Source organism: Lacisediminihabitans sp. FW035, from assembly GCF_054880895.1.
The window spans coordinates 1791266-1815116 of record NZ_CM142187.1 but is presented as its reverse complement, the minus strand read 5'-3'; the positions used below and the strand labels follow the sequence as shown (position 1 = coordinate 1815116).

The window sequence follows — 23851 nt, the reverse complement described above, 5'->3', positions numbered from 1 at the left end:
GCAAGGCTACCGGGTGCCGGTGGATGCCACGGGCTCGAGGCGCACGATGACGGCCTTCGACACCGGGGTGTTGCTGCCGATCGCCGCACTGGCCAGCGGGACGAGCACGTTGGCTTCCGGATAGTAGGCGGCGGCGCATCCCTTCGCGGTCGGGTAGGAGACGATCCGGTAGTTGCGCAGGACGCGGTCGGGCTCGTCCTTCCACTCGCTGACGATATCGACGCGCTGCCCGTCGTCGAGGTTCAGCTCGAGGAGGTCGGCGGGGTTCACGAAGATCACGTCACGACCGTTCTTAATGCCGCGATACCGGTCGTTGAGGCTGTAGATGGTGGTGTTGAACTGGTCGTGGGAGCGCAGGGTCTGCAAGATCAGCCGGCCCGCTGGACGTTCGAGTGCCTCGAGCTCGTTGACCGTGATCATGGCCTTGCCGGTCTTCGTTGCGAAGGTGCGGGAGTCGCGTGGGCCGTTCGGCAGGATGAATCCGCCCTTCTTGCGCACCTGCACGTTGAACCGCTCGAAGCCCGGGACCACCCGGCTGATGTGATCGCGGATGAGGTCGTAGTCACCCTCGAATCCGGCCCAGTCGACAGGAACGGAGTCGCCGAGCACCGCCCGGGCGAGGCGGGTCACGATGGAGATCTCCGAGAGCAGGCCCGGAGCGACCGGCGGCACCTGACCGTGGGATCCGTGCACCGCACAGACCGAATCCTCGACCGACACGAACTGGGGTCCGGTGGCCTGGAGGTCGACCTCTGTTCGACCCATCGTCGGGAGGATCAAGGCCTCGGTGCCGATGACCGCGTGCGATCGATTGAGCTTCGTCGACACCTGCACCGTCATCTCGGTGCCGTGCATGGCCTTTTCCGCGGCGGCGGTGTCCGAGATCGCGGCGACCAGATTGCCCCCGAGGGCGAACCAGACCTTCACCTCACCTCGCTGCATCCCTTCGATCGCCGCGAGGGCATCCGTGCCGTGCGCGCGGGGTGGCGCGAAGGAGAACTCCTTCTCGATGGCGTCGAGGAACTCGTCGCTCATCTGCTCCCACACACCCATGGTGCGGTCGCCCTGCACGTTGCTGTGGCCGCGGATCGGGGATGCCCCGGCTCCGGGCTTTCCGATGTTGCCGCGCAGTAGCAGCAGGTTGATCAGCTCTTTCAGCGTGTCGACCGACTTGCGGTGCTGGGTGAGGCCCATCGCCCAGGTGATGATCACCCGGTCGGCGGCGATGTAGCGCTCGGCGAGCTCATCGATCTCGGCCGACGTGAGACCGGTCGCGAGCAGCACCGCCGCTTCGTCGAGGTGGCCGAGGTGCTCGGTGAGGGCGTCGAGGCCGAGGGTGTACTGCTCGAGGAAGGCGTGGTCGAGCACCGTTCCGGGCTTCGCCGCCTCCGCGTCGAGCACCCGCTTCGACACGGCCTGGAGGAGCGCCATGTCCCCGCCGGACCGGATCTGCAGAAACTGGTCGGCGAGCGGAGTGCCGGCGCCGATGATGCCCCGGGCTTTTTGCGGGTTCTTGTAGCGCATGAGCCCGGCCTCCGGCAGCGGATTCACGGCCACGATGCTCGCTCCGTTGCGCTTCGCCTCCTCGAGGGCCGTGAGCATGCGCGGATGGTTCGTGCCGGGGTTCTGGCCCATGATGATCACGAGGTCCGACTTCTCGAAATCGTCGTAGGCGATGGTCGACTTCCCGATGCCGATCGTCTCGCCGAGGGCCGTACCGGTGGACTCGTGGCACATGTTCGAGCAGTCCGGGAGATTATTGGTGCCGAAGGCGCGTACGAAGAGCTGGTAGACGAACGCCGTCTCGTTCGCGGTGCGGCCGCTCGTATAGAAGGCGGCTTCGTCAGGTGACGACAGACCGTTGAGCTTCGTCGCGATGATCTCAAAGGCACGTTCCCAGCTCACCGGCTCGTAGTGGTCGGCACCGGCGGCACGGTACACGGGCTCGACGAGCCGCCCCTGCATCCCGAGCCAGTATTCGGACCTGGAGAGCAGGTCATCGATGGAATGCTCGGCCCAGAAGCTCGTCGGGACGGTGATCGGAGTGGCTTCCCAGGTGACGGCCTTGACCCCGTTCTCGCAGAACTCGGCGATGCTGCGATGCTCCGGATCCGGCCAGGCGCAGCTCATGCAGTCGAAGCCCTCCTTCTGGTTCATGGAGGTGAGCAGCTTCGTGGTGCGGGCGACTCCCATCGTGAGGAGGGCCGGTTCGACGGCGTGGTAGATCGCCGGAACCCCGACCGCCCAGTCCTGCACGGCTCCCACGTGGAGGTCGGGGTAGCCGGCATCCGCGTCCATCGGGGTCTTCGTCATCGGGTGGCCACCGTCTCATCGAGGGTCTTCTGGTTCACGTCACTGGTCAGTCGCTGCTCGCCGCTGTACAGGACCATCGACGGCCCGCGCAGGAAGCCGACGACGGTCATCCCGACCTCGGTGGCGAGCTCCACGGCGAGGGAGGAGGGCGCGGATACTGCAGCGAGCACCGGGATGCCCGCCATCGACGCCTTCTGCGTCAGCTCGAAGCTCGCCCGCCCCGAGACCATCAGCACAACGCCGCGAAGGGGAAGCATGTTCTGCGTGAGCGCCCAGCCCACCACCTTGTCCACCGCGTTGTGCCGGCCGACGTCCTCGCGAAGCACGAGCAACTCGCCGGTCGTCCCGTCGAAGAGGGCGGCGGCGTGAAGCCCACCGGTCTTCTCGAAGACGTCCTGGCCGGCGCGCAAGCGGTCGGGGAACGTCGCGAGCAGCGCGGCGTCGATCACCAGCGGATCATCGACGACCGTGTAGGCCGAAAGGGTGCGCACCGCATCGATGCTCGCCTTGCCGCATAGCCCGCACGAACTTGTCGTGAAGAAGTTGCGCTCGAGGCTCGGGTCCGGTGCCGGCACGCCCGCACCGAGCGTCACGTCGAGCACGTTGTAGGTGTTCTCGCCATCGACGGTCGCACCGGCGCAATAGCGGGCGGCGGCGAACTGGTCCCCTCGGGAGACGACCCCCTCCGAGACCAGGAATCCCGCTGCAAGGTCGAAGTCGTGGCCGGGCGTCCGCATCGTGATCGCGAGGGCCTTTCCGCCCACCCTGATCTCGAGGGGCTCCTCGACGGCGAGCACATCCTCACGACGCACCGCCCCCTGCCCGACCGTGACCCGCGTGACCCTGCGTCGAACCGTGATTCTGCCCATACTCTCGAGTATCCACCCGCCGACAGCATGCTCGGTATGTGCCGCGGCAGATCGGGGGCCGACCTAGAGTTGAGCCCATGATCTTCGACGCCATCGTGCTCGCCGGGGGGCGGGCATCCCGCCTCGGTGGCACCCCGAAAGCCGAGCTCGTCGTTGCCGGCCGCTCGCTGCTGTCGCGCGCTCTGGATGCCACGGCGGGCGCCCGGCGCGTCGTTGTGGTCGGCACCCCCGCCGTCGTGCCGCCGGGAGTGATCGTCACGCGGGAAGTGCCGGCCTACGGCGGGCCCGCAGCGGCGATTGCCGCGGGTCTCGGAGCGCTCGAATCGGGGTCCCCGGCCGACTTCGTGCTGGTGCTCGCCTGCGATATGCCCGACTGCGCCGCCGCCGTCGCTGAGCTGCTCGCCCGCGCGACCGACGGAGTTCACGGGGTCGTCGCGATCGATTCCGAGAGTCATCGCCAACCTCTCCTCGGTCTCTATCGGTCGGCACCACTCACCGCAGCGTTACGCGATTTCGGCACCGCCGTCGAGGGCCTGTCCGTTCGGGCGCTGCTCTCGGATCTCGAGCTCGCGGAGATCGCCGTGCCTGCCAGCTCGACCGAAGACATCGACACCTGGGAGGATGCCGCGGGATTCGGAATCTCCCCTACCCCAACGACATTGGAGCCCGCGCTCCCGACGAAAGGCCTGCCCATGAGCGACCGTGACGACGACGTGACACGAGCCACCCTCGCCGATTGGAGCCAGCGGCTCACCAGCGCTCTCGGCGTCGAGGGCGCGGAGGTCGACATCGATGCCGTGCTCGCCCTCGCTGGCACGGCAGCCCACGCGATCATGCGCCCGGCGGCGCCGCTGACCACCTACCTCGTCGGATACGCCGCCGGACTAGCCGCCGCCGCGTCCGCGGACTCCGCTGCCGCGAAGGCGGGCTTCGAACGCGCCTCCGAGATCGCACGGGGTCTCGCGACGGGATCCGTACCAGGCTCCGGTTCCGGGCGCGCGGAATCCGGCGACCGGTGAATCCTGGCCGACTTCCCGACCCGATCGAGTGGCATCAGGCGCGCGCCGTCGCTGCGGCCGCGGCATCCGTCCTCGGGGCAGAGACCGTCGCACTCGACCGCGCCATCGGACGCGTCCTCGCAACGGACCTGCTCGCCAAGACGGAGGTGCCGCACTACGCCTCCTCGGCGATGGACGGCTGGGCGGTGAGCGGCGACGGGCCCTGGCGGCTGGTCGACCGGCCGGCTCTCGGCGCCGGCTTCGCATCCGTCATCGTGACCGGCGGGGTGATCCCGGCCGGAACCGACGCGGTGCTGCGCAGCGAGAGCGGATTCGCGCGAGACGGGCAGCTGGAATCGATTTCGGCGACCGGCGAACCCCATCCCGGGCAGCACATCCGGTCCGCCGGTCAGGAGGCGCACTCTGGCGACTTCGTCGTGCGAGCCTCGACCCGGCTCAATCCGGCGCACATCGCCCTGGCCGCCGGCTGCGGGCATGACGAGATCGCGGTGATCCGGCGCCCCCGGGTGAGCCTCCTGTTCACCGGCGACGAGGTGGACGAAAGCGGGATTCCCGTAGTGGGCCGGGTGCGGGACAGCTTCGGACCTCAGCTTCCGACGGTACTGAGGATGCTCGGCGCCGAGGTCACCGCGACGCGTCGCATTCACGATGACCTCGCCACCACCCTCGAAGCGCTCACCGACTCCCCCGGTTCGGCAGAACTGATAGTCACCACCGGCGGCACCGGAGACTCCGCGGCAGACCACCTCCGGGCGGCGCTCGAGTCGCTCGGGGCCGAATACCTCGTGCCACGGGTCGCCATGAGGCCGGGAGGTCCGACTATGCTCGCGCGCCTTCCCGACGGACGGGTGCTGCTCGCGCTGCCCGGCAACTCGCTCGCCGCGATGATCGGGCTGTTCACCCTCGCGGCACCTCTTGTTGCCGCTTTCCAGGGCCGAACAAGTGATGTCGGGCTGGTGAAGTCGGCAGCGGCGCTCGAGGGCCGGCGCGGGTCGAGCATCCTCGTGCCGTTCCGACTGGAAGAGGGGCGGGCGGTGGCCAATCCCTGGCTCGGCTCCGGCATGATGCGCGGCCTCGCGGATGCCGCGGGAGTGCTCGTCGTCCCCCCGGCGGGTGTGGCCGCCGGCGAGGTCGTCGAGACTCTCACCCTGCCCTGGGCGTGACCGCCGCCTTCCCCGACCATCTACCGTTTTTACGACCACCGGCACGCACGTACACCGAGGTGGTCGCAAAAACGGTAGGTGGTCGCTCCTGCCGGGCTAGCTGACGCCCAGAAGATCGATCACGAAGATGAGGGTGCGCCCCGAGAGCTGGTGTCCCGAGCCCGCCGCGCCGTAGGCGAGGGCGGGCGGCACGATCAGCTGGCGGCGTCCACCGACCTTCATGCCGGGGATGCCTTCCTGCCAGCCCGCGATGAGGGAACGAAGCGGGAAGTCGACCGACTGCCCACGGCTCCACGAAGAGTCGAACTCCTCTCCGGATTCGAAGTCGACGCCGAGGTAGTGCACGTCGACCTTGTCCCCGGTCTTCGCCTCCTCGCCGCTGCCGACCTCGATGTCGATTGACACCAGCTCGACGGGCGCATCGCCTTCGTAGAACTCGATCTCTGGCTTGGTCTTGTTGAACTCAGTCATGGGTCAATTCAACCAGAGTCGAGAGCGCCAGAATTCAGTGGGTGTGCGCCGTCGCCGCGGCACGCAGCAGCGCGATCTGCTCGGCCGGTTCCCCGGCGTTGAAAACACTCGACCCCGCTACGAAGGTGTCAGCGCCGGCGTCGGCTGCGATCGTGATCGTGCTCTCAGTGATTCCGCCATCCACCTGGAGCCAGACATCGAGCCCGGATGCCGCGACCGCGGCACGAAGCGCGACGAGTTTCGGCATGGTCGATTCGATGAACGACTGGCCGCCGAATCCGGGTTCGACCGTCATCACAAGCACCTGGTCGAATTCGGGCAGAAGGTCGAGGTACGGCTCGATCGGGGTTCCGGGCTTCACCGCGATGCCCGCCCGGGCGCCGATCTCTCGGAGGCGGCGCGCGAGGCCGACGGCATCCGCCACCGCTTCGGCGTGGAAGGTGACAGAGTACGCACCCGACTCGGCGTAGCCGGGAGCCCAGCGGTCCGGGTCGTCGATCATGAGATGGATGTCGAGCGGCAGCGTCGACACCCGCTGCAGCGACTCCACCATGCGCGGGCCGAACGTGAGGTTGGGCACGAAATGGTTGTCCATCACGTCGACATGCACGAGGTCAGCCGACGCGATGCGGCCGATCTCATGCTCGAGGTTCGCGAAATCGGCGGTGAGGATGCTCGGGTTGATGCGTACGGTCACGTGCGCCAGCCTAGAGGGCCGGGCCTGCCGAATCGGATTCCCGCAGGCGAACAGAGGTCAGGTCGAACGCTCAGCGGGCCAGTGCGGACATTCCGGGCCGGCACGCCGGCCCAGGCGGACCGCCCTCGCCCGGTAAACCTCCTGTCGACCGGGATCGGGCCGGAAGAGCCCGCGCGAGACGTCAGACCGGCCCGGCCTTCTCGAGAAGGCAGATGAACATGGCATCCGTGCCGTGACGATGCGGCCAGAGCTGAACGTGCCCGTCGGACGAGGACTCCCCGAGGTCGAGCTCGCGCTTGGTCACCCCCGCGAGAACGGCGGCGGTATCGACGCGGGAGATTCCCTCCACTCGTCGAAGCACCGTCTCGACGACGACCTTCGTCTCCGCCAGGTGGGGCGAGCAGGTGACGTAGGCGAGGATGCCACCGGGTTTCAGCGCCGCGAGTCCCGACTCGAGAAGCGCGATCTGCAGCCCGGTGAGCTGGGCGACGTCGCTCGGTTGCTTGCGCCAGCGGGCCTCGGGGCGACGACGGAGGGCACCGAGTCCGGTGCACGGCGCGTCGAGCAGGATCCGGTCGAACTGCTGAGGCATCCGCTCCCCGAAGAGCGTGCCGTCTTGCACAAGCACCTGCGGCGGATCGGGGAAGACCGCAAGGGCCTTGCGTACGAGCTCGGCGCGGGCGGGGGTGATCTCGTTCGCGACGAGGATCGCTCCACCCTCCCTCGCTTCGGCGGCGAGGAGCGCGGCCTTTCCGCCGGGGCCGGCGCAGAGGTCGAGCCAGCGCTCACCCGGGGCCACCGGCCGCGCTCGACTGAGGGCGAGGGCGGCGAGTTGCGAGCCCTCGTCCTGCACGCGGGCTCGGCCCTCGTGCACGGCGGGCCAGAGCGCCGGATCTCCCCCGTCGCTCACAGCGGCGACCGGAGAGTATTTCGCCTTCTGGGTGCCGCGGATCTCAGAGATCGTCGCCAACCCGGGCAGCGCGACGAGACTCACTCGCGGAGCGAAATTGTCCGCAACCAGGAGGTCTTCCAGTTCGTCTTCGCGACCCTCGGCGGCAAGGGCCTGCCGGAATGCTCGCACGATCCAGAGCGGATGCGAGTGTTCCAGCGACAGTCGTTCGTCATCGTTACGCGGCTTCGCCATCACCCGGTCGTGCCAGGACGACGGCTCGCTGCGCGTGATCGTGCGGAGCACGCCGTTGACGAATCCCGTTGCCGAACGCGATCCGACCTCTTTGGCCAGGGACACCGCCTCGTCGACGGCGGCATGCTGCGCCACCCGCATCGACAGCAACTGGTGTGTTCCGAGCCGAAGCACGTCGAGGATCGGGGAATCGATCTCCTCGGTCGAACGCCCGGCAGCGAGTTCGATCACGGCGTCGTAGTAGCCCTGCTGGCGCAGGGTGCCGTAGGTCAGCTCCGTCGCGAGGGCGGCATCCTGCGGGTTCAACCGGGCGCGCTCGAGCTTCACCGGCAGCAGCAGGTTGGCGTAGGCATCCGTCTCCCGCACCGCCATGATCACTTCGAGCGCGATGCGCCGGGCGGGCTGCACGCGGGACGTCGGCTCGGGCGCCCTCGGGCCACGAGGAGGGCGACGGTCGGTCATCGGGTCACCGTGCCGGCGTCGGCCGGGCGGCCGCGCCACCAGTCTGCTGCTTTCATGGGCTTCCTTCCGGCCGGATGCACCGCCACAAGCTCGATCGGATCGCTCGCGGTGCCCACCAGTACGCGCCCCGCCCGCAACTCGAGGAGACCGGCGGTCAGCGGGGGTTCGTCACGAAGGATCACCGCGTCGAGGATTTTGATCCGCACGTCGTCGACCTGTGTGAAGGCCCCGGGTTCCGGGGTGACTCCCCGCAAACGGTTGATGACGGTGGACGCGTGTTCCGAGAAGTCCAGGCGCGCATCCGCGAGCTCGAGCTTCGGGGCGAGGGTCACGTCTCCCTGCTGAGGTTCGGCGCGCGCGATGCCATCCGCGATCGCGTCCACCACCCGCACCAGCAGTTCGGCGCCGCTCAGGGCGAGCGAGTCGAGGAGGTGCCCCGCGGTCTCGTGCGCCCCGATCGCCTGCGTGAACTGGCCGAAGACATCACCGGCGTCGAGCTCGGGCACCAGCTGGAAGACCGACGCGCCGGTCACTTCGTCGCCGGCGATGATGGCGCGCTGCACGGGCGCGGCTCCCCGCCAGCGCGGAAGCAGCGAGAAGTGGAGGTTGATCCAGCCGAGTCTCGGAAGGCTGAGGAGCGGCTGACGCACAAGACCCCCGTAGGCCACGATCACCCCGAGGTCGGGGCGGAGCACTGTGACCGCCTCGGTCGCCGGCCCGGCAAGGCGATTGGCCCGGATGATCGGAAGCCCGAGTTCCATCGCGGAGGTGGCGACCGCCGTCGGGGTGAGCTCTCGCCGACGACCCTGGGCAGAGTCCTCGCGGGTCAACACCGCGGCGATCTCGTGACGACTCGCCGTGAGCGCCTGAAGGCTCGGCACAGCGGCCGCCGGACTTCCGGCGAAGACGATCACAAGGTCGGACATGGAACTACTCGATCATTGGGGGGTGGAAGCGTCACTCGGGGGTGTCGAAGGACAGCGCGTCGTCGAAACGTACTCTCAGTGTAGGCAGCGGCACCCGACCGTTCGCGCCGCCGGCCCGCTTGCGCCGGCTCGTCGCCGCCCGGATCACCTCTGCCCGCAGCCCGGATGCCACTGCAGCGCCCTCGCCGTAGTCGAATCGCACAATCGCCCGAACGCCGCCCTCCGCAGTCTCCACCGGGCCGAGGACGTCGACCCGGTCGACGCCACTGACCGCGTCCACCGCAGCCTGCACCGTCTCCGGTGTGCCGGTGACGGTCGCCACGCGCACCGCGGGCGGAAAACGCAGGGTGCGCCTGTCGGCGAGCTCCGAGCGGAGGTAGTCCGAACGTCGCCAAGTTGCGAGTGCCGAGGCCAGGGCGCCCCCGACGCCCACGAGTACGGTGGTCGCGCCCGGGGCGGCTAGCGCGATCGCGTTCGACCACCAGCGGAGGCAGTCCTCGCCGACGCGCAGGCTCTCCCGGGCGATCATCCGTTCGCCGTCCAGAAGGAGTACCGCACGGTATCCGCCCGCTGCGATAGGTTCGGCGCCGCGGGTGGCGATGACGAGTGCCGGTTCGGCGTCGACGGAGAGGATGGGCCGGTCACCGTCCGCGATGATGATGCGTACGCCCGGAAAGGCCCGCCCCAGGTCCTCTGCGGTGCGCCCGGTGCCCTGGCCGACCAGACGGAAGGTGATGCCCGCGCAGTTCGAGCAGCTCCAGTCGGTCGCGAGCTTGCCGCACCAGGAGCAGGAGGGAGTGGATCGCGCGGTCTTCAGCCGGAGTGGGCCCTCGCACCGCTGGCACCGGGCAGTGTTGCCACAGCTCGCACAGGCGATTCGCGGCGCGTATCCCGGCCGGGCCACCTGTACGAGCACCGGCCCGTGTTCGAGACCGGCCCGGGCTTCCCGCCAGGCGGAGGAGGGGATGCGGGCCTGGGCGGCGAGACGATCCTGAGACTGCTGCTGGGCGGTGGGAAGCACCTTCGGAGCGACGGGGCGCTCGCCGGCGAGCTCATCGAGCCAGCCGACCTCCACGAGTCTCTCCACCTCGGTGCTCCGCGCGTGCGAGACGAAGAAGAGCGCACAGCCCTGCAACTCCTGGCGCACGAGGGCGATGTCGCGAGAATGCACGTAGGGGCTCAGGGGCTCGTTGTGCAGTGGGTCGCCCTCGTCCCATACGGCGATCAGCCCGAGCTTCCCCGCCGGGGCGTAGAGGACAGACCGATTACCGACGATCACGAGGGGGATCCCGCCGAGGCAGGCCAGCAGCGCGCGATAGCGGTCGGGATTGGACTGCCGCGCGTCGAGGTGCACGATCCTTTCCGCCGGCAACACTGCCCGCAGCGCCGCCAACAGCTGCTCCTGGTCGCGATAGTCCGGTACTGCGAGAATCGCGGATCCGCCCGCCGCCAGCGCGCGGGTGGCGCTCGCGGCCATCGTCGTCGCCCAGTGCCCGACCCATTGCCCCGAGTCTGTCGGCCCGCCGGCGACCTCGACGACCCGCGGAACGGCATCCACGGCGAGGCGGCCACCGATAGCGAGGGCGAGATCGATCCGAGCGGTGTCGAATCCGGGCACCGGCACCGGAACAACGGAATTGGCTATCCCCGTGGCCACCTCGAGCAGCCAGGTCTTCTCGACGCGGACCTGTCGCTTGGGCACGGCGAGCCTCACGATGTCGCTCGCCGTTCCGGCGGCCCGGTCGGCGAGGCGCCGAGCGAGAGTCCATACTTCGGGAGCGAGGACCTGTGCGGACGAGACGACCGCCTCGAGCTCGCTCAGGGCTCCCGCGTACTCCCCCGGGCCGGTGACCTCGACGATGAAGCCGTCCGCGACGCGACCGATCGAGCGAAGGGGCACCCGCACCCGCACTCCCGGAAGCGCCTCCGCCGCCATCGCCGCTGGGATGCTGTAGTCGAACAGGCGGTCGAGTTGCGGCAGTGGGGAGTCGATCAGTACCCGCGCGACCGACCGTGTCGCCGGGCCTGGCCCGTCGTTCATGGCGAGGACGGTACCGGCCGTTACAGGCCGGCCAGGCTGCGGAGCGCGTCGACCCGGTCGAGCTTCTCCCAGGTGAACTCCGGCAGCTCTCGCCCGAAGTGTCCGTAGGTCGAGGTCGCCGCATAGATCGGTCGCAGGAGGTCGAGGTCACGGATGATCGCAGCCGGGCGTAGATCGAACACCTGGCGGATGGCGTCGATGATGGACGCCTCGTCGACGTGCGCTGTTCCGAAGGATTCGACGTACAGCCCCACCGGGGCCGCCTTGCCGATGGCGTAGGCGACCTGCACCTCGAGGCGGTCCGCGAGACCCGCTGCGACGGCGTTCTTCGCGACCCAGCGCATCGCGTACGCCGCCGAGCGGTCCACCTTCGACGGGTCCTTGCCGCTGAAGGCTCCGCCCCCGTGGCGGCTCGCTCCGCCGTAGGTGTCGACGATGATCTTGCGCCCGGTGAGTCCGGCATCGCCCTGGGGGCCACCGATCTCGAAGCGACCGGTCGGATTGATGAGGATCCGCGATTCCAGGCTTTCGAGCTCCACCCGCTCAAGCACCGGACGGATCACCAGCTCCTCGATCTCGGCACGGAGCATCTCCGTGCTCACCTGGGGCGAGTGCTGGGTCGAGAGCACGACGGTCTCCACCGTGCGCGGCACGATCCCGTCATACCCGACGGTCACCTGGGTCTTGCCATCCGGGCGGAGGTAATCGACCATTCCGGTCTTGCGTACCTCGGCGAGGCGTTCCGCGAGCCGGTGCGCGAGCCAGATCGGCACCGGCATGTACTCGGGGGTCTCGGTCGTCGCGTAGCCGAACATGATGCCCTGGTCTCCCGCGCCCTGGCGGTCGAGGTCGTCGATGCTCGACTCCTCGCGGCTCTCGAACGCGTCATCGACGCCCTGGGCGATGTCGGGAGATTGGCCACCGATCGAGACCGAGACCCCGCAGGACCGCCCGTCGAACCAGACGTCTGACGAGTTGTAGCCGATGTTCCAGATGCGGTCCCGCACGATCGTAGGGATGTCGACGTAGCCCGAGGTCGTCACCTCGCCCGCGACGTGCACAAGGCCCGTGGTGACCAGCGTCTCCACAGCGACCCGGCTGTGCGGATCGACGGTGAGGAGGGCATCGAGGATACTGTCGGAAATCTGATCGCAGATCTTGTCGGGATGACCCTCGGTCACCGACTCCGACGTGAAAAGGCGGAGGGGGGTGGATGCAGCGCTCATGGTGTTCCCAGCGTCAATGTGGATCGAGGGGCGTGGTGGATCGGGGGCGTGGTGGATCGGATGCGAGGCGGATGAGGACGCGAGCGCCCACGTCCACCGGAGTCAGGCGAGACGCGTGACCACAGCATCGAGGATGCGGTCGGCCACCGAATGCTTGCTCCCGGAAGCCTCCATCACTATAGCTCCGAGCCTATCCACGACTACGACGGTGTTACCGTCTGTGCCGAAACCCTCTGTCCATCCCACCCTGTTGAGGACGAGAAGGTCGCTGCCCTTGCGCGCGATCTTGGCGCGGCCGAGTGCGAGGAGGGCATCCGTATCCGACTCGGTCTCCGCGGCGAACCCGACGATCAACTGGCCCGGTGCGCGGTTCTCTGCAAGACCCGCGAGGATATCCGGATTCTTCACGAGCTCCAGTGTGAGTCGGTCCCCCGCGATCTCCTTCTTGATCTTCGAGTCCGCGACGACCTCTGGACGATAGTCGGCCACCGCCGCGGCCATGATCACCACATCGGCGTCGGGAGCGGCCTGTCGGACAGCCTCGGCCAATTCGAGCGTCGACCCGACGTGCGACACACGGATCACTGCGGGAACGTCGACCTCGAGGTTCGCGCCGATCAGAGTGACCTCTGCACCTCGAGCGGCGGCGGCGAGGGCCAGAGCGGTGCCCTGCTTCCCGCTCGATCGGTTGCCGAGATAGCGCACCGGATCCAGTGCCTCGCGGGTACCCCCAGCAGTGACAAGGATGCGGCGACCGGCCAGATCCTTGGGGTGCAGCACGGCGAGGGCGGCGCGAACGATCTCGTCTGGTTCCTCGAGTCTGCCGGGTCCGGAATCGGCCCCGGTGAGCTGGCCGACGGCGGGTCCCACGATCGTGACACCGCGTGAACGCAGCACGGCGATGTTGTGAACCGTCGCCGGATGCTGCCACATCTCCGTATGCATCGCGGGCGCGATCACCAGCGGGGCGCGACTCGCCAGCACCGTGTTGCCGAGGAGGTCGTCCGCGAGCCCCGTTGCCAGTTTCGCGATCGTGTTCGCCGTCGCCGGCGCGACCACGATGAGGTCGGCCGCCTGGCCGATCGCGACGTGGCGCACTTCTGCGACCCCCTCATACAGGTCGGTGTGCACGATGTTGCGGCTGATCGCCTCGAGAGTCGGCTTGCCGACGAATCTCAGCGCAGCATCCGTCGCGACAACGTGGACGTCGTGGCCGGCGAGTACGAGCCCGCGGATCACGTTCACCGCCTTGTAGGCGGCGATCCCGCCGGTGACGCCGACGACGATGTTCAACTGGCCACTCATACGAGTGAGCCTAAGGGGTTATCGAGGCTACTCGACCGGTTCGGCGAGGGCCTTGACCACGAGCTTGTCTTCGTTGATCTCGTGCATCGCGACGGAGAGCGGCTTGTCGTCGATGGTCGAGTCGACGAGCGGTCCGACGTTGTCGAACAGGCTGCCCTCGTGGAGGTCGGCGTAGTAGTCGTTGATCTGGCGAGCACGCTTGGAAGCGAAGATCACCAGGGCGTACTTCGAGTCGACCTTCGACAGCAGTTCGTCGATGGGCGGATCGATGATGCCTTTGGCGCGTTCAACCATGCGTAAAACTCCTGTTGTTTTTGGGGATTGCCATCAAGTCTACGACCTCGCGCGCGGCCGCGCTCACTTCGGAGTTGACGACGCGATGATCGAACTCGTCCTGAGCGGCCAACTCGACCTTCGCCGTCTCGAGTCGGCGCTGCTGTTCCGCAGTGTCTTCGGTGCCGCGACCGATGAGACGCCGCACCAATTCCTCCCAGGTGGGCGGAAGCAGGAACACCAGCACCGCTTCCGGCATGACCTCCCGCACCGAGCGCGCTCCCTGAAGGTCGATCTCGAGTAGCACACTCTTTCCGGCCGCCAGCGCCTCGTCGATGGGAGCGCGCGGTGTGCCGTAGCGGAAGGCATTGTGCACGGTCGCGGTCTCGAGCATCTGACCGGTCTCGATCAGCCGGTCGAAGTCCGCGTCGCTCACGAAGTAGTAGTTGACGCCGTGCACCTCACCGGGCCGCGGGGCGCGCGTCGTCGCCGAGACGGAGAGATGCACGTCGGGATAGTTCTCGCGGATATAGGTCGAGACCGTGCCCTTGCCGACGGCGGTGGGCCCGGCGAGAACGACGAGCCGCGCCTGTCCGGGGATGTCGCGGTGCTCACGGTGGGCGAGCCACTCCACGAGCTTGCGGCGCTGACGCACTCCGAGTCCGCCGACACGTTTGGACTCCGCGATGCCGAGTTGCTCCATCGCCTTGGCTGCGCGGGTCGGACCGAGGGTCGGGATGCTCGTCAGCAGCTCCCGAACGCGAAGGCTCGCTTCGGCGGCGGCGGGCGGATCGGCCCAGGCAGCTTCGACGACATCGACGGCACTTCGTACCCGGTCGTGAACCGCAAGCTTGACGGTCGCCCGTGCGCGCCGGGCGGCCACGGCCGCGTGGGCGGCGGCGACACGATCGACCTCCGGCGGGGCTACGCGCGGCATGCGAACACCTCGGCTGCCTGCATCCGGATCGCGTCGGAGATGCCGTCGGGGCCGGCTTCGAGAATGCTGCGGGACGCGCTCACCACGGTGACCGGCGCCGCCGAGCCGTAGAGGCGCTCGAGATCGGTGAATTGGGCTCCCTGGTGCCCGAATCCGGGAGCGAGGATGGGTGAGGCCGGAACCGCGGCGATCGCCGCGAGGTCCAGTTCGAACGCACCGAAGTCCACGGTCGCTCCGAGCACCAGGCCGATGGAGCCGACGCCGCGCCCCGCTGCGCCCGATCCCCCAGAACTATTCCACTCACCCACCCCTGTGACGATACTGGACGCGACCGTGCGACCGGCATGCGATCCGGAAGAAATCCGGGCGGTTTGAAGGGAAAACGCCTCGGGGTTCGACGTCGCGGCGAGCACGAAGAGACCCTTTCCGCGCTCCTCGGCGAGCCGTATCGGAGCCTCGATCGAGCCGAGACCCATATAGGCGCTGATGGTGAGCGCGTCCGCCTCGAGCGCCCCGCCCGCGGTGAACCAGGCCTGCGCGTAAGCTTCGACGCTGGTTCCGAGGTCGCCGCGTTTCGCATCCGCGATCACGAGGAGCCCGGCCCGGCGAGCCGATTCGAGCACATCCTCGAGCGCAGCGTACCCCGCCGATCCATGCCGCTCGAAGAACGCGACCTGCGGCTTGACGATGCCGACCCGGCCCGCCGCCGCCTCGACCACCCGCAATCCAAACTCGCGAAGTCCCGGGGCATCATCCGAGAGACCCCACAGTTCGAGCAGGTAGGGGTGCGGATCGATGCCGACGCACAGTTGGCCGTAGGCATCGAAGGCGGCCACGAGCCGATCACCGAACGACGGTGTCGCGGCTGGCCGGCTCGGCTCAGACAAGGGCGGCCAGTCGCTCTGCCCGTTCGCTCGCGTAGTCCTGGAGGGACTTCACTTCGAATCCGTCGCGGATCGACTCGATCGACGCCACGGCGGCACCGAGCTGCGCGATCGTCGTGAAGAGCGGCAGGTCGGCTGCCACGGCGGCCGCCCGGATCTCGTAGCCGTCCACGCGGGCGCTCCGGCCGCTCGGGGTGTTGATCACGATATCGACCTGCGAGAGGTTGATGAGCTCGACGATCGAGGGCTCTCCCTCCACCGACACATCCCCCTGGTCGTATTTGCGCACGACTCGGGCGGAGATGCCGTTTCGTGCCAGGATCTCGGCGGTACCGATCGTGGCGAGGATCGTGAAGCCGAGTTGCTGCAGACGCAGCACCGGGAGGATGATCGCGCGTTTGTCCCGGTCCGCGACCGATACGAAGACGCTTCCGCTGGTCGGCAATCCGCCGTACGCCGCCTCCTGACTCTTGGCGAAGGCCTTGGGGAAGTTGGAATCGATCCCCATCACCTCTCCGGTGGAGCGCATCTCCGGTCCGAGCACGGAGTCGACGATGAGTCCCTCTGTGGTGCGGAAGCGCTTGAATGGAAGCACGGCCTCTTTCACCGCGACCGGCGAGTCCATCGGCACGACCGATCCGTCCGCCGGAGGCAGCATTCCCGATTCGACGAGGGAGCGGATGCTCCGACCCACCATGATGAGCGACGCGGCCTTTGCGATGGGCAGGCCGAGCGCCTTCGCGACGAAGGGCACCGTGCGGCTGGCCCGCGGGTTCGCCTCGAGTACATAGAGCACTCCGGCCCCGATCGCGAATTGCACGTTGATGAGTCCGCGTACCCCGATCCCGCGGGCGATGGCGTGCGTCGCCTCGACGACGCGCTCGATCTGGTCGCGCCCGAGCGTGACCGGCGGAAGGGTGCAGCTCGAGTCGCCGGAATGGATGCCCGCCTCTTCGATGTGCTCCATGACTCCGCCGACGTAGAGTTCCTCCCCGTCGTAGAGAGCGTCGATGTCGATCTCGACCGCATCATCGAGGAACCTGTCGACGAGCAGCGGATGATCTGGCCCGACGATGCCCTGGCCGGCGACCCTCTCGAAGTAGTCCTCGAGCGAGGGGCTGTCGTAGACGATCTCCATTCCGCGGCCGCCGAGCACGTACGACGGGCGGACGAGCACCGGGTAACCGATCTCCTCGGCCACCGCCACCGCGCCACGGTAGTCGTAAGCAGTGCCGTTGCGGGGAGAGACGAGCCCCGCGGCATCCAGGATCCCCTGGAACAGGCCGCGCTCCTCCGCGAGGTCGATCGCCTCGGGCGTTGTGCCGAGGATGGTGACACCGTTGGCCTTCAGGCCCTTGGCGAGCCCGAGGGCGGTCTGGCCGCCGAGTTGGACGACCACTCCGACGAGTTCGCCGCTCTGGCTCTCGGCGTGGATCACCTCGAGCACGTCCTCGAGCGTGAGCGGCTCGAAGTAGAGCCGGTCGCTCGTGTCGTAATCGGTCGAGACAGTCTCCGGGTTGCAGTTGATCATGATGGTCTCGTAGCCCGCATCAGACAGTGCGAAAGAGGCGTGCACACAGGAGTAGTCGAACTCGACACCCTGGCCGATGCGGTTGGGGCCGGATCCGAGGATCACGACCTTGCGGCGTCCGCTCGGGCGCACCTCCGTCTCCTGGTCGTAGCTCGAGTAGTGGTACGGGGTGAGGGCGGGGAATTCCCCGGCGCAGGTATCCACGGTCTTGAAAACCGGTCGCACTCCGAAGGCGTGGCGAATCGAACGCACCTCGTCCTCAGTCATGCCGCGGAGGGCCGCGATCTGGATGTCGCTGAAACCGTGGTCCTTCGCCAGGCGGAAGAGCGACGCATCCAGCGCCCGGAAGGAGCCGATCTCATCGGCGACCTCGTTGATGAGCACGATCTGGTCGATGAACCACGGGTCGATCTTCGTCGACTCGAAGACCTCCTCGATGGTGGCGCCGGCCCGCAGCGCCTGCTGCACGGTGACGATCCGGCCGTCGGTGGGTACCGAGGCGATCGCGAGCAGTGCCTGCTTGTCGCCGGGCTCGTCGTCCCAGTGAAAGCTCGATCCGCGCTTCTCGAGTGAGCGAAGGGCCTTCTGCAGCGCGGTCGAGTAGTTGCGGCCGATCGCCATGGCCTCGCCGACGGACTTCATCGTGGTCGTGAGCGTCGCATCCGCCGCCGGGAACTTCTCGAACGCGAACCTCGGCACCTTGACGACCACGTAGTCGAGAGTCGGCTCGAAGGAGGCCGGGGTGACCTTCGTGATGTCATTGGGGATCTCGTCGAGACGGTAGCCGATCGCGAGCTTCGCCGCGATCTTCGCGATCGGGAAGCCGGTGGCCTTCGAGGCGAGAGCACTCGACCGGGACACCCGCGGGTTCATCTCGATGACGATCACCCGGCCGTTCGATGGGTCGATGGCGAACTGGATGTTGCAGCCACCGGTGTCGACGCCGACGGCACGGATGATGTCGATTCCGATGTCGCGCAGATTCTGGTACTCGCGGTCGGTGAGGGTGAGAGCGGGCGCCACGGTGATCGAGTCTCCGGTGTGCACACCGACCGGGTCGACGTTCTCGATGGAGCAGACGACTACCGTGTTGTCGGCGGTATCGCGCATCAGCTCGAGCTCGTATTCCTTCCAGCCGAGGATGGACTCCTCGAGCAGCACCTCGGTGGTGGGACTCTGGTGCAGGCCGTCGCCGACGATTCGCACTAACTCAGCCTCCGTGTATGCGAATCCGGAGCCGAGTCCCCCCATGGTGAACGACGGGCGCACGACGAGCGGATAACCGAGATCCTTCGCGAACTCGATAGCCTCGCCGACGGTGTGAGCGATGTACGAGCGCGCGACATCGGCACCGCACTCCAACACCAGCTGCTTGAAGATCTGGCGGTCCTCGCCCTTGTTGATGGCCTCGAAGTTCGCACCGATCAACTCGACGTCGTACTTCTCGAGGATGCCGTGGTGGTGCAGGTCGATCGCGGCATTCAGCGCCGTCTGGCCGCCGAGGGTCGGAAGTATCGCATCCGGGCGCTCCTTGGCGATGATCGTCTCGATCACCTGCCAGGTGATGGGCTCGACGTAGGTGGCATCGGCGAAGTCCGGATCGGTCATGATGGTGGCCGGGTTGGAGTTGATGAGGATGACCCGTACCCCCTCCTCGCGCAGCACGCGGCAGGCCTGGGTGCCGGAGTAGTCGAACTCACAGGCCTGGCCGATCACGATCGGGCCGGAGCCGATCACGAGCACCGAATTGATGTCGTCGCGCTTGGGCATTAGTTGCTTTCCGTCTGGTCGGTGGCCGGGTTTGTGGTCTCGTGCAAGTGATCGACGACCAGGTCGCGGAACCTGTCGAAGAGGTAGTTGGCATCGTGCGGCCCGGCCGCGGCCTCGGGGTGGTATTGCACCGAGAAGGCGGGGATGTCGAGGGCGTTGAGTCCCTCGACCACGTTGTCGTTGAGGTTGACGTGACTCACCTCGACCCGGCCGAAGCCGGCGGGTGACTCGAACGGTCCGTCGAGGGGCGCCTCGACGGCGAACCCGTGATTGTGCGAGGTGATCTCGACGCGACCGGTGGCCCGGTCGACGACGGGCTGGTTGATGCCACGATGCCCGAACGGCAGCTTGTAGGTGCCGAGGCCGAGGGCGCGGCCGAGCAGCTGGTTGCCGAAGCAGATGCCGAAGAACGGCAGCCCCGCGCGCAACACAGCCTGGAGCAGGGCGACATGGGTCTCGGATGCCGCCGGGTCGCCGGGTCCGTTTGAGTAGAACACGGCGTTCGGCTCGAGGGCGAGGAGCTCGTCGATGGTCACGTCCTGGGGGAGGACGTGCACCTCGAGACCACGCGCGGAGAGGTATCCGAGGGTCGCATTCTTGACTCCGAGGTCGAGGACGGCGACTGACCCGATCCGCATCCCCTCGGCGGGGATGGTCAGCCGCTCGGTGACCGAGACCTGCGCGGAGAGGTTCTGCCCGGACATTCCGGCTCCCCCGCGCACTATCGCCAGCTGTTCCGCATCGTCGAGCGCGGCATCCGCACCGGAGAAGATGCCGGAGCGCATGGCGCCGGAATCGCGAAGGTGCAGGGTCGCGGCCCGGGTGTCGATGCCGCTGATGCCCACGATCCCCTCGGAGACGAGCTGGTCGTCGAGGCTGCCGTCGGCGCGGTAGTTGGACACGATTCGGGAGGGATCGCGCACGGCGAACCCGGCGACCCAGATGCGGCGCGACTCGGGATCCTCGTCGTTCACACCGGTGTTGCCGATGTGTGGCGCGGTCATCAGCACGATCTGCCCGGCGTAGGAAGGATCGGTGATCGTCTCCTGGTAGCCGGTCATCCCGGTCGCGAAGACAGCCTCGCCGAGGGTGGTTCCGCGGGCGCCGTAGGCGTGTCCCGCATAGCGGGTGCCGTCTTCGAGTACGAGTACGGCGGGGTCGAAACGCTTCACGGGGCGTCGCCTTCCTGGGAATTGAGGGTGGGGAGTAGTGAGTCGACGACCTCGATCAGCTCGAGAGCGTCGGCCGGATCGGTGGGCCGGAGATAGCTGTCGACCGGGGTGTCCCCGAGCGTCCAGCCGAGCCGCACGAGCCCGCCCTTCTCTACGACGCGGTCGATCGTGAAGGTGGCGCGGTCGATGCTGCGCAGCGCGATGCGGGAGATGAAGACCTCCGGCGTTCCGGCGAGCGAGAGAATGATGCCCGCCTCGGTCACCGTGACCGTGGCCCGGGCGCGGAATCCGAGCTCAGCCATTGCGACGCGGTTGAGCTCGTCGTCGGCGAGGGTCGTGGCGACGTAGAACGCCTCGGCGCCGAACAACACTTCACCGGTATCCGCCGGCACGGCATCCGGTCGAGGAAGGTGCGCCTGGCGCTTCCGGCGCGCTCGCCAGCCGAGCACCATTCCGAGAAGGGCGAGAACAATGACGGCGATCACGATCGTCGTCGAGGTGGTCCTATCCACGGTCGACTCCCGCCTGGTCGTAGGCCCGGGCCGCGCTCGCGACCGTATCGGCATCCACCAGTTCGCCGTCGAGCACCGTGGCATAGCCGCGGTGCACGGTGGTGACGACGCGTCCCGGGAGGGTCGTCGACAGGTAAGGCGAGTTCAGCCCCTTGCCGCGCAGTCGAGTCGTCTCGAACACCCGGCTGACACTCGGGTCATAGAGGGTGAAAGATGCCGGGGCGCCGACCGCTATCCCCCGGTCGTAGCCGTCGAGCTGTCCGATCGCGGCTGGGGTCGCGGAGAACACCCTGGCAACATCGGACCAGTCGAGCATCCCGGTGTCGACGACGGATGCCTGCACGACGCTGAGGGCGGACTCGAGTCCGACCATCCCGAAGGCCGCAGCCTCCCACTCGCAGTCCTTCGCCTCGACCGGATGCGGCGCATGATCGGTCGCGATGATGTCGATGGTGCCGTCGGCAAGGCCCTCGCGAACCGCTCGCACATCCTCCTCGCGCCGCAATGGGGGGTTCACCTTGAAGCGCGAATCGTAGCTCGCCGCCAGCTGCTCGGTGAGGAGCAGGTGGTGCGGGGTGACCTCCGCCGTCACATCGATGCCGCGGGCCTTCGCCCAGCGCACGACCTCGACGGAGCCGGCGGTCGACAGGTGGCACACATGCAGCCGCGCCCCGACATGCTGCGCGAGCAGCACATCGCGCGCGATGATCGCCTCCTCGGCCACGGCCGGCCACCCGACGAGACCGAGTTCACCGGAGAGCGTGCCCTCGTTCATCTGGGCGCCCTCGGTGAGGCGCGGCTCCTGGGCGTGCTGGGCGATGACTCCCCCGAAGGTCTTCACGTATTCGAGCGCTCGCCGCATCAGCAGCGGGTCGGAGACGCACTTGCCGTCGTCGGAGAACACCCGCACCCGGGCGCGGCTGTTGGCCATTGCCCCGATCTCGCTGAGGTGCTGGCCCTCCAGCCCGCGCGTGACCGCGCCGATCGGACGCACCGTCACATAGCCGTGGCGGTCACCGAGCGACATCACCTGTTCGACGACTCCCGCAGTGTCGGCGACCGGCGAGGTATTCGCCATGGCGTGCACCGCGGTGAATCCCCCGATCGCGGCGGCGCGGGAGCCGCTCAGCACTGTCTCGCTCTGCTCGAAGCCGGGCTCTCGCAAGTGGGTGTGAAGGTCGACGAGGCCGGGGAGGGCGATCAGTCCGGCGCCGTCGATGAGGCGATCGGCGGAGGCGAAAATCGCCCGGCCCAGCTCGGCGATCCGGCCATCGCGAACCAGGATGTCGGTGCTGGTGCCGTCGGCGAGGGTCGCCGCCCTCACCAGGATGGTCTCGGTCATAGCTTTCCTCCCTCGCCGGACAGCGTGAGGTAGAGCACGGCCATCCGGATCGACACCCCGTTTGCGACCTGTTCGAGCACGGTCGAGCGTGGCGAGTCGGCGGCGGCCGCCGAGATCTCGAGACCGCGATTCATCGGTCCGGGGTGCATCACCATGCTATCGGCGGCGAGCAGCGCCACCCGTTCCTCGTCGAGTCCCCAGATGCGGGAATACTCCCGCGCACTGGGGAAGTAGGCGGCGTGCATCCGCTCCCCCTGGATGCGCAGCATCATCACCACGTCTGGCTGCTCCGCCAGTGCCCGGTCGAGGTCGTACAGCACCGTGACCGGCCAGTTCTCGACGCCGATGGGCAGGAGTGTCGCCGGCGCCACGAACGCGACCCGCGCGCCGAGGGTGGTGAGCAGCCAGGCGTTCGAGCGCGCGACCCGGGAGTGCAGGATGTCGCCGACGATCGTCACCGAGACGCCCTCGAGATCGTGTCCCCGGGATCCGGTGCCATGAAGGCGGCGACGGATCGTGAACGCGTCGAGCAGAGCCTGGGTCGGATGCTCATGGGTGCCGTCGCCGGCGTTGATCACCGGGGCATCGATCCAGCCGGAATCCGCGAGCACTCGCGGCGCCCCGGACGACCCGTGCCTGATGACGACGACGTCGGCACCGATCGCCGCGAGCGTCTGAGCTGTGTCTTTCAGGCTCTCGCCCTTCGACACGCTGGATCCCTTTGCGCTGAAGTTGATGACGTCGGCGGACAGTCGCTTCGCCGCCGCCTCGAACGAGATGCGGGTGCGGGTGGAATCTTCGAAGAAGAGGTTCACGACGGTCTTGCCACGAAGGGCCGGGAGTTTGCGCACCTCGCGGTCGGCGACATCCGCCATGTCTTCCGCGACATCGAGGATGGCGATCGCCTCGTCGCGGGAGAGATCCCGTGTGCTCAGCAGGTGCCTCATGCGGTGGCCTCTTCGATGCTCACGAATTCGTCCCCGTCGATCTCCCGGAGATGCACGTTGATGCGCTCGTTCTGCGCCGATGGCAGGTTCTTGCCTACGAAGTCGGGGCGGATCGGCAGCTCGCGGTGGCCGCGGTCGATGAGCGTCGCGAGGCGCACTATCGCCGGTCGACCGATGCCGCCGATGGCGTCGAGAGCGGCGCGGATGGTTCGGCCGGAGTAGAGCACGTCATCCACGAGAACCACGGTCCTGCCGTCGATCCCGCCAGCGGGCACCTGGGTGGGCGATGGTACCCGGATGGGGTTTCGACCGAGGTCGTCACGGAACATCGTCACGTCGAGGGCGCCGGTCGGCACTTCAGTGCCGGAGATCCCGGCCAGCAGCCCGCCGATCCTGGTCGCGAGCACGACACCGCGGGTCGGGATGCCGAGGATGACGAGGTTGTCCGGACCCCGATTGGACTCGAGGATCTCGTGGGAGATCCGAGTCAACGCGCGGGTGATATCGGCGTGCTGCAGCACGGTGCGTGCGGGCAATCCGACCTCCTTCCCCGCCTCTCTGGACGGAATTTAAGGGTGTCTGTCGGTGACGACTATACCGGGCGCCGAGATGGTCGGCGCCCGGTGCGGCAGCCACTTTCGTTCAGCCTCCCGGGATCTGACCTGACACACCGACCACGCTCCCCGTGCGAAATGCAGGACTGGGTGTTACCTGTGGGGCGGATGAGGCTGTCCAGTAGACATCCGTCACAGGTAGTCCTGCATTTCGAACGGGTTGAGCGGGCAGAAGAGGCAGAGCGGGCGGAAGAGGCAGAGCGGGCGGAGCGGGCGGAGGGCAGTGGCAGCGA

Annotated in this window: 20 protein-coding genes; 2 read left to right on the top strand and 18 right to left on the bottom strand. The window is 67.9% G+C overall.

The features are described from left to right. Positions 1–6 precede the first annotated feature (6 nt). A complete protein-coding gene (locus tag ACVXZ4_RS08725) occupies positions 7–2313 on the bottom strand; it encodes an FdhF/YdeP family oxidoreductase (protein WP_461797824.1) in 2307 nt (768 codons plus the stop codon). Continuing rightward, on the bottom strand, positions 2310–3182 hold the full coding sequence (gene fdhD / locus ACVXZ4_RS08720; RefSeq protein WP_461797823.1) for a formate dehydrogenase accessory sulfurtransferase FdhD: 873 nt from the start codon (positions 3180–3182) through the stop codon (positions 2310–2312). Before fdhD ends, ACVXZ4_RS08725 begins: the two co-directional genes overlap by 4 nt. 77 nt (positions 3183–3259) lie before the next feature. Here fdhD and ACVXZ4_RS08715 point away from each other — a divergent pair, with 77 nt between their 5' ends. Both ACVXZ4_RS08715 and ACVXZ4_RS08710 read left to right on the top strand, forming a co-directional pair. Then, a complete protein-coding gene (locus ACVXZ4_RS08715; RefSeq protein WP_461797822.1) occupies positions 3260–4201 on the top strand; it encodes an NTP transferase domain-containing protein in 942 nt (313 codons plus the stop codon). Next, complete coding sequence (locus tag ACVXZ4_RS08710) at positions 4198–5364, top strand: molybdopterin molybdotransferase MoeA (RefSeq protein ID WP_461797821.1); 1167 nt, start codon at positions 4198–4200, stop codon at positions 5362–5364. Before ACVXZ4_RS08715 ends, ACVXZ4_RS08710 begins: the two co-directional genes overlap by 4 nt. A gap of 96 nt (positions 5365–5460) precedes the next feature. On the opposite strand, the gene ACVXZ4_RS08705 is transcribed toward ACVXZ4_RS08710, so the two are convergent. From ACVXZ4_RS08705 to pyrR, 16 genes are all read right to left on the bottom strand, one after another. Continuing rightward, positions 5461–5835: an FKBP-type peptidyl-prolyl cis-trans isomerase gene (locus ACVXZ4_RS08705; protein WP_461797820.1), complete on the bottom strand. Its 375-nt coding sequence runs from the start codon at positions 5833–5835 to the stop codon at positions 5461–5463. A 34-nt stretch (positions 5836–5869) separates the two neighbouring features. After that, a complete protein-coding gene (gene rpe / locus ACVXZ4_RS08700; RefSeq protein WP_461797819.1) occupies positions 5870–6532 on the bottom strand; it encodes a ribulose-phosphate 3-epimerase in 663 nt (220 codons plus the stop codon). A gap of 181 nt (positions 6533–6713) precedes the next feature. Continuing rightward, positions 6714–8138: an RsmB/NOP family class I SAM-dependent RNA methyltransferase gene (locus ACVXZ4_RS08695; protein WP_461797818.1), complete on the bottom strand. Its 1425-nt coding sequence runs from the start codon at positions 8136–8138 to the stop codon at positions 6714–6716. Next, positions 8135–9064: a methionyl-tRNA formyltransferase gene (gene fmt, locus ACVXZ4_RS08690; RefSeq protein ID WP_461797817.1), complete on the bottom strand. Its 930-nt coding sequence runs from the start codon at positions 9062–9064 to the stop codon at positions 8135–8137. The genes ACVXZ4_RS08695 and fmt overlap by 4 nt, the downstream gene beginning before the upstream one ends. Before the next feature lie 31 nt (positions 9065–9095). Next, positions 9096–11105, bottom strand: a complete 2010-nt coding sequence (locus ACVXZ4_RS08685) for a primosomal protein N' family DNA-binding protein (protein WP_461797816.1) — start codon at positions 11103–11105, stop codon at positions 9096–9098. Between the two features lie 20 nt (positions 11106–11125). Then, positions 11126–12331, bottom strand: a complete 1206-nt coding sequence (gene metK / locus ACVXZ4_RS08680; protein ID WP_461797815.1) for a methionine adenosyltransferase — start codon at positions 12329–12331, stop codon at positions 11126–11128. Positions 12332–12433: 102 nt separating this feature from the next. After that, positions 12434–13636, bottom strand: a complete 1203-nt coding sequence (coaBC, locus tag ACVXZ4_RS08675) for a bifunctional phosphopantothenoylcysteine decarboxylase/phosphopantothenate--cysteine ligase CoaBC (RefSeq protein WP_461797814.1) — start codon at positions 13634–13636, stop codon at positions 12434–12436. Between the two features lie 27 nt (positions 13637–13663). After that, positions 13664–13930, bottom strand: a complete 267-nt coding sequence (gene rpoZ, locus ACVXZ4_RS08670) for a DNA-directed RNA polymerase subunit omega (RefSeq protein WP_185200659.1) — start codon at positions 13928–13930, stop codon at positions 13664–13666. Further along, positions 13923–14846 (bottom strand): guanylate kinase, encoded by a 924-nt coding sequence (gmk, locus tag ACVXZ4_RS08665; RefSeq protein ID WP_461797813.1) that lies wholly within the window; start codon positions 14844–14846, stop codon positions 13923–13925. The genes rpoZ and gmk overlap by 8 nt, the downstream gene beginning before the upstream one ends. Further along, a complete protein-coding gene (pyrF, locus tag ACVXZ4_RS08660) occupies positions 14834–15682 on the bottom strand; it encodes an orotidine-5'-phosphate decarboxylase (protein WP_461797812.1) in 849 nt (282 codons plus the stop codon). Before pyrF ends, gmk begins: the two co-directional genes overlap by 13 nt. Positions 15683–15725: 43 nt before the next feature. Beyond that, positions 15726–19031 (bottom strand): carbamoyl-phosphate synthase large subunit, encoded by a 3306-nt coding sequence (gene carB, locus ACVXZ4_RS08655; RefSeq protein ID WP_461797811.1) that lies wholly within the window; start codon positions 19029–19031, stop codon positions 15726–15728. Next, positions 19031–20203 carry a glutamine-hydrolyzing carbamoyl-phosphate synthase small subunit gene (gene carA / locus ACVXZ4_RS08650; protein WP_461797810.1) on the bottom strand — a complete coding sequence of 391 codons (1173 nt, stop codon included), beginning with the start codon at positions 20201–20203 and terminating at the stop codon, positions 19031–19033. The genes carB and carA overlap by 1 nt, the downstream gene beginning before the upstream one ends. Then, positions 20200–20715, bottom strand: coding sequence for a PH-like domain-containing protein (locus ACVXZ4_RS08645; RefSeq protein ID WP_461797809.1), 516 nt, complete (start codon positions 20713–20715; stop codon positions 20200–20202). Before ACVXZ4_RS08645 ends, carA begins: the two co-directional genes overlap by 4 nt. Further along, a complete protein-coding gene (locus ACVXZ4_RS08640; RefSeq protein ID WP_461797808.1) occupies positions 20708–22057 on the bottom strand; it encodes a dihydroorotase in 1350 nt (449 codons plus the stop codon). The genes ACVXZ4_RS08645 and ACVXZ4_RS08640 overlap by 8 nt, the downstream gene beginning before the upstream one ends. Continuing rightward, a complete protein-coding gene (locus ACVXZ4_RS08635; RefSeq protein WP_461797807.1) occupies positions 22054–23004 on the bottom strand; it encodes an aspartate carbamoyltransferase catalytic subunit in 951 nt (316 codons plus the stop codon). Before ACVXZ4_RS08635 ends, ACVXZ4_RS08640 begins: the two co-directional genes overlap by 4 nt. Further along, positions 23001–23540, bottom strand: a complete 540-nt coding sequence (gene pyrR / locus ACVXZ4_RS08630) for a bifunctional pyr operon transcriptional regulator/uracil phosphoribosyltransferase PyrR (protein ID WP_461797806.1) — start codon at positions 23538–23540, stop codon at positions 23001–23003. Before pyrR ends, ACVXZ4_RS08635 begins: the two co-directional genes overlap by 4 nt. Between the last annotated feature and the right edge of the window lie 311 nt (positions 23541–23851).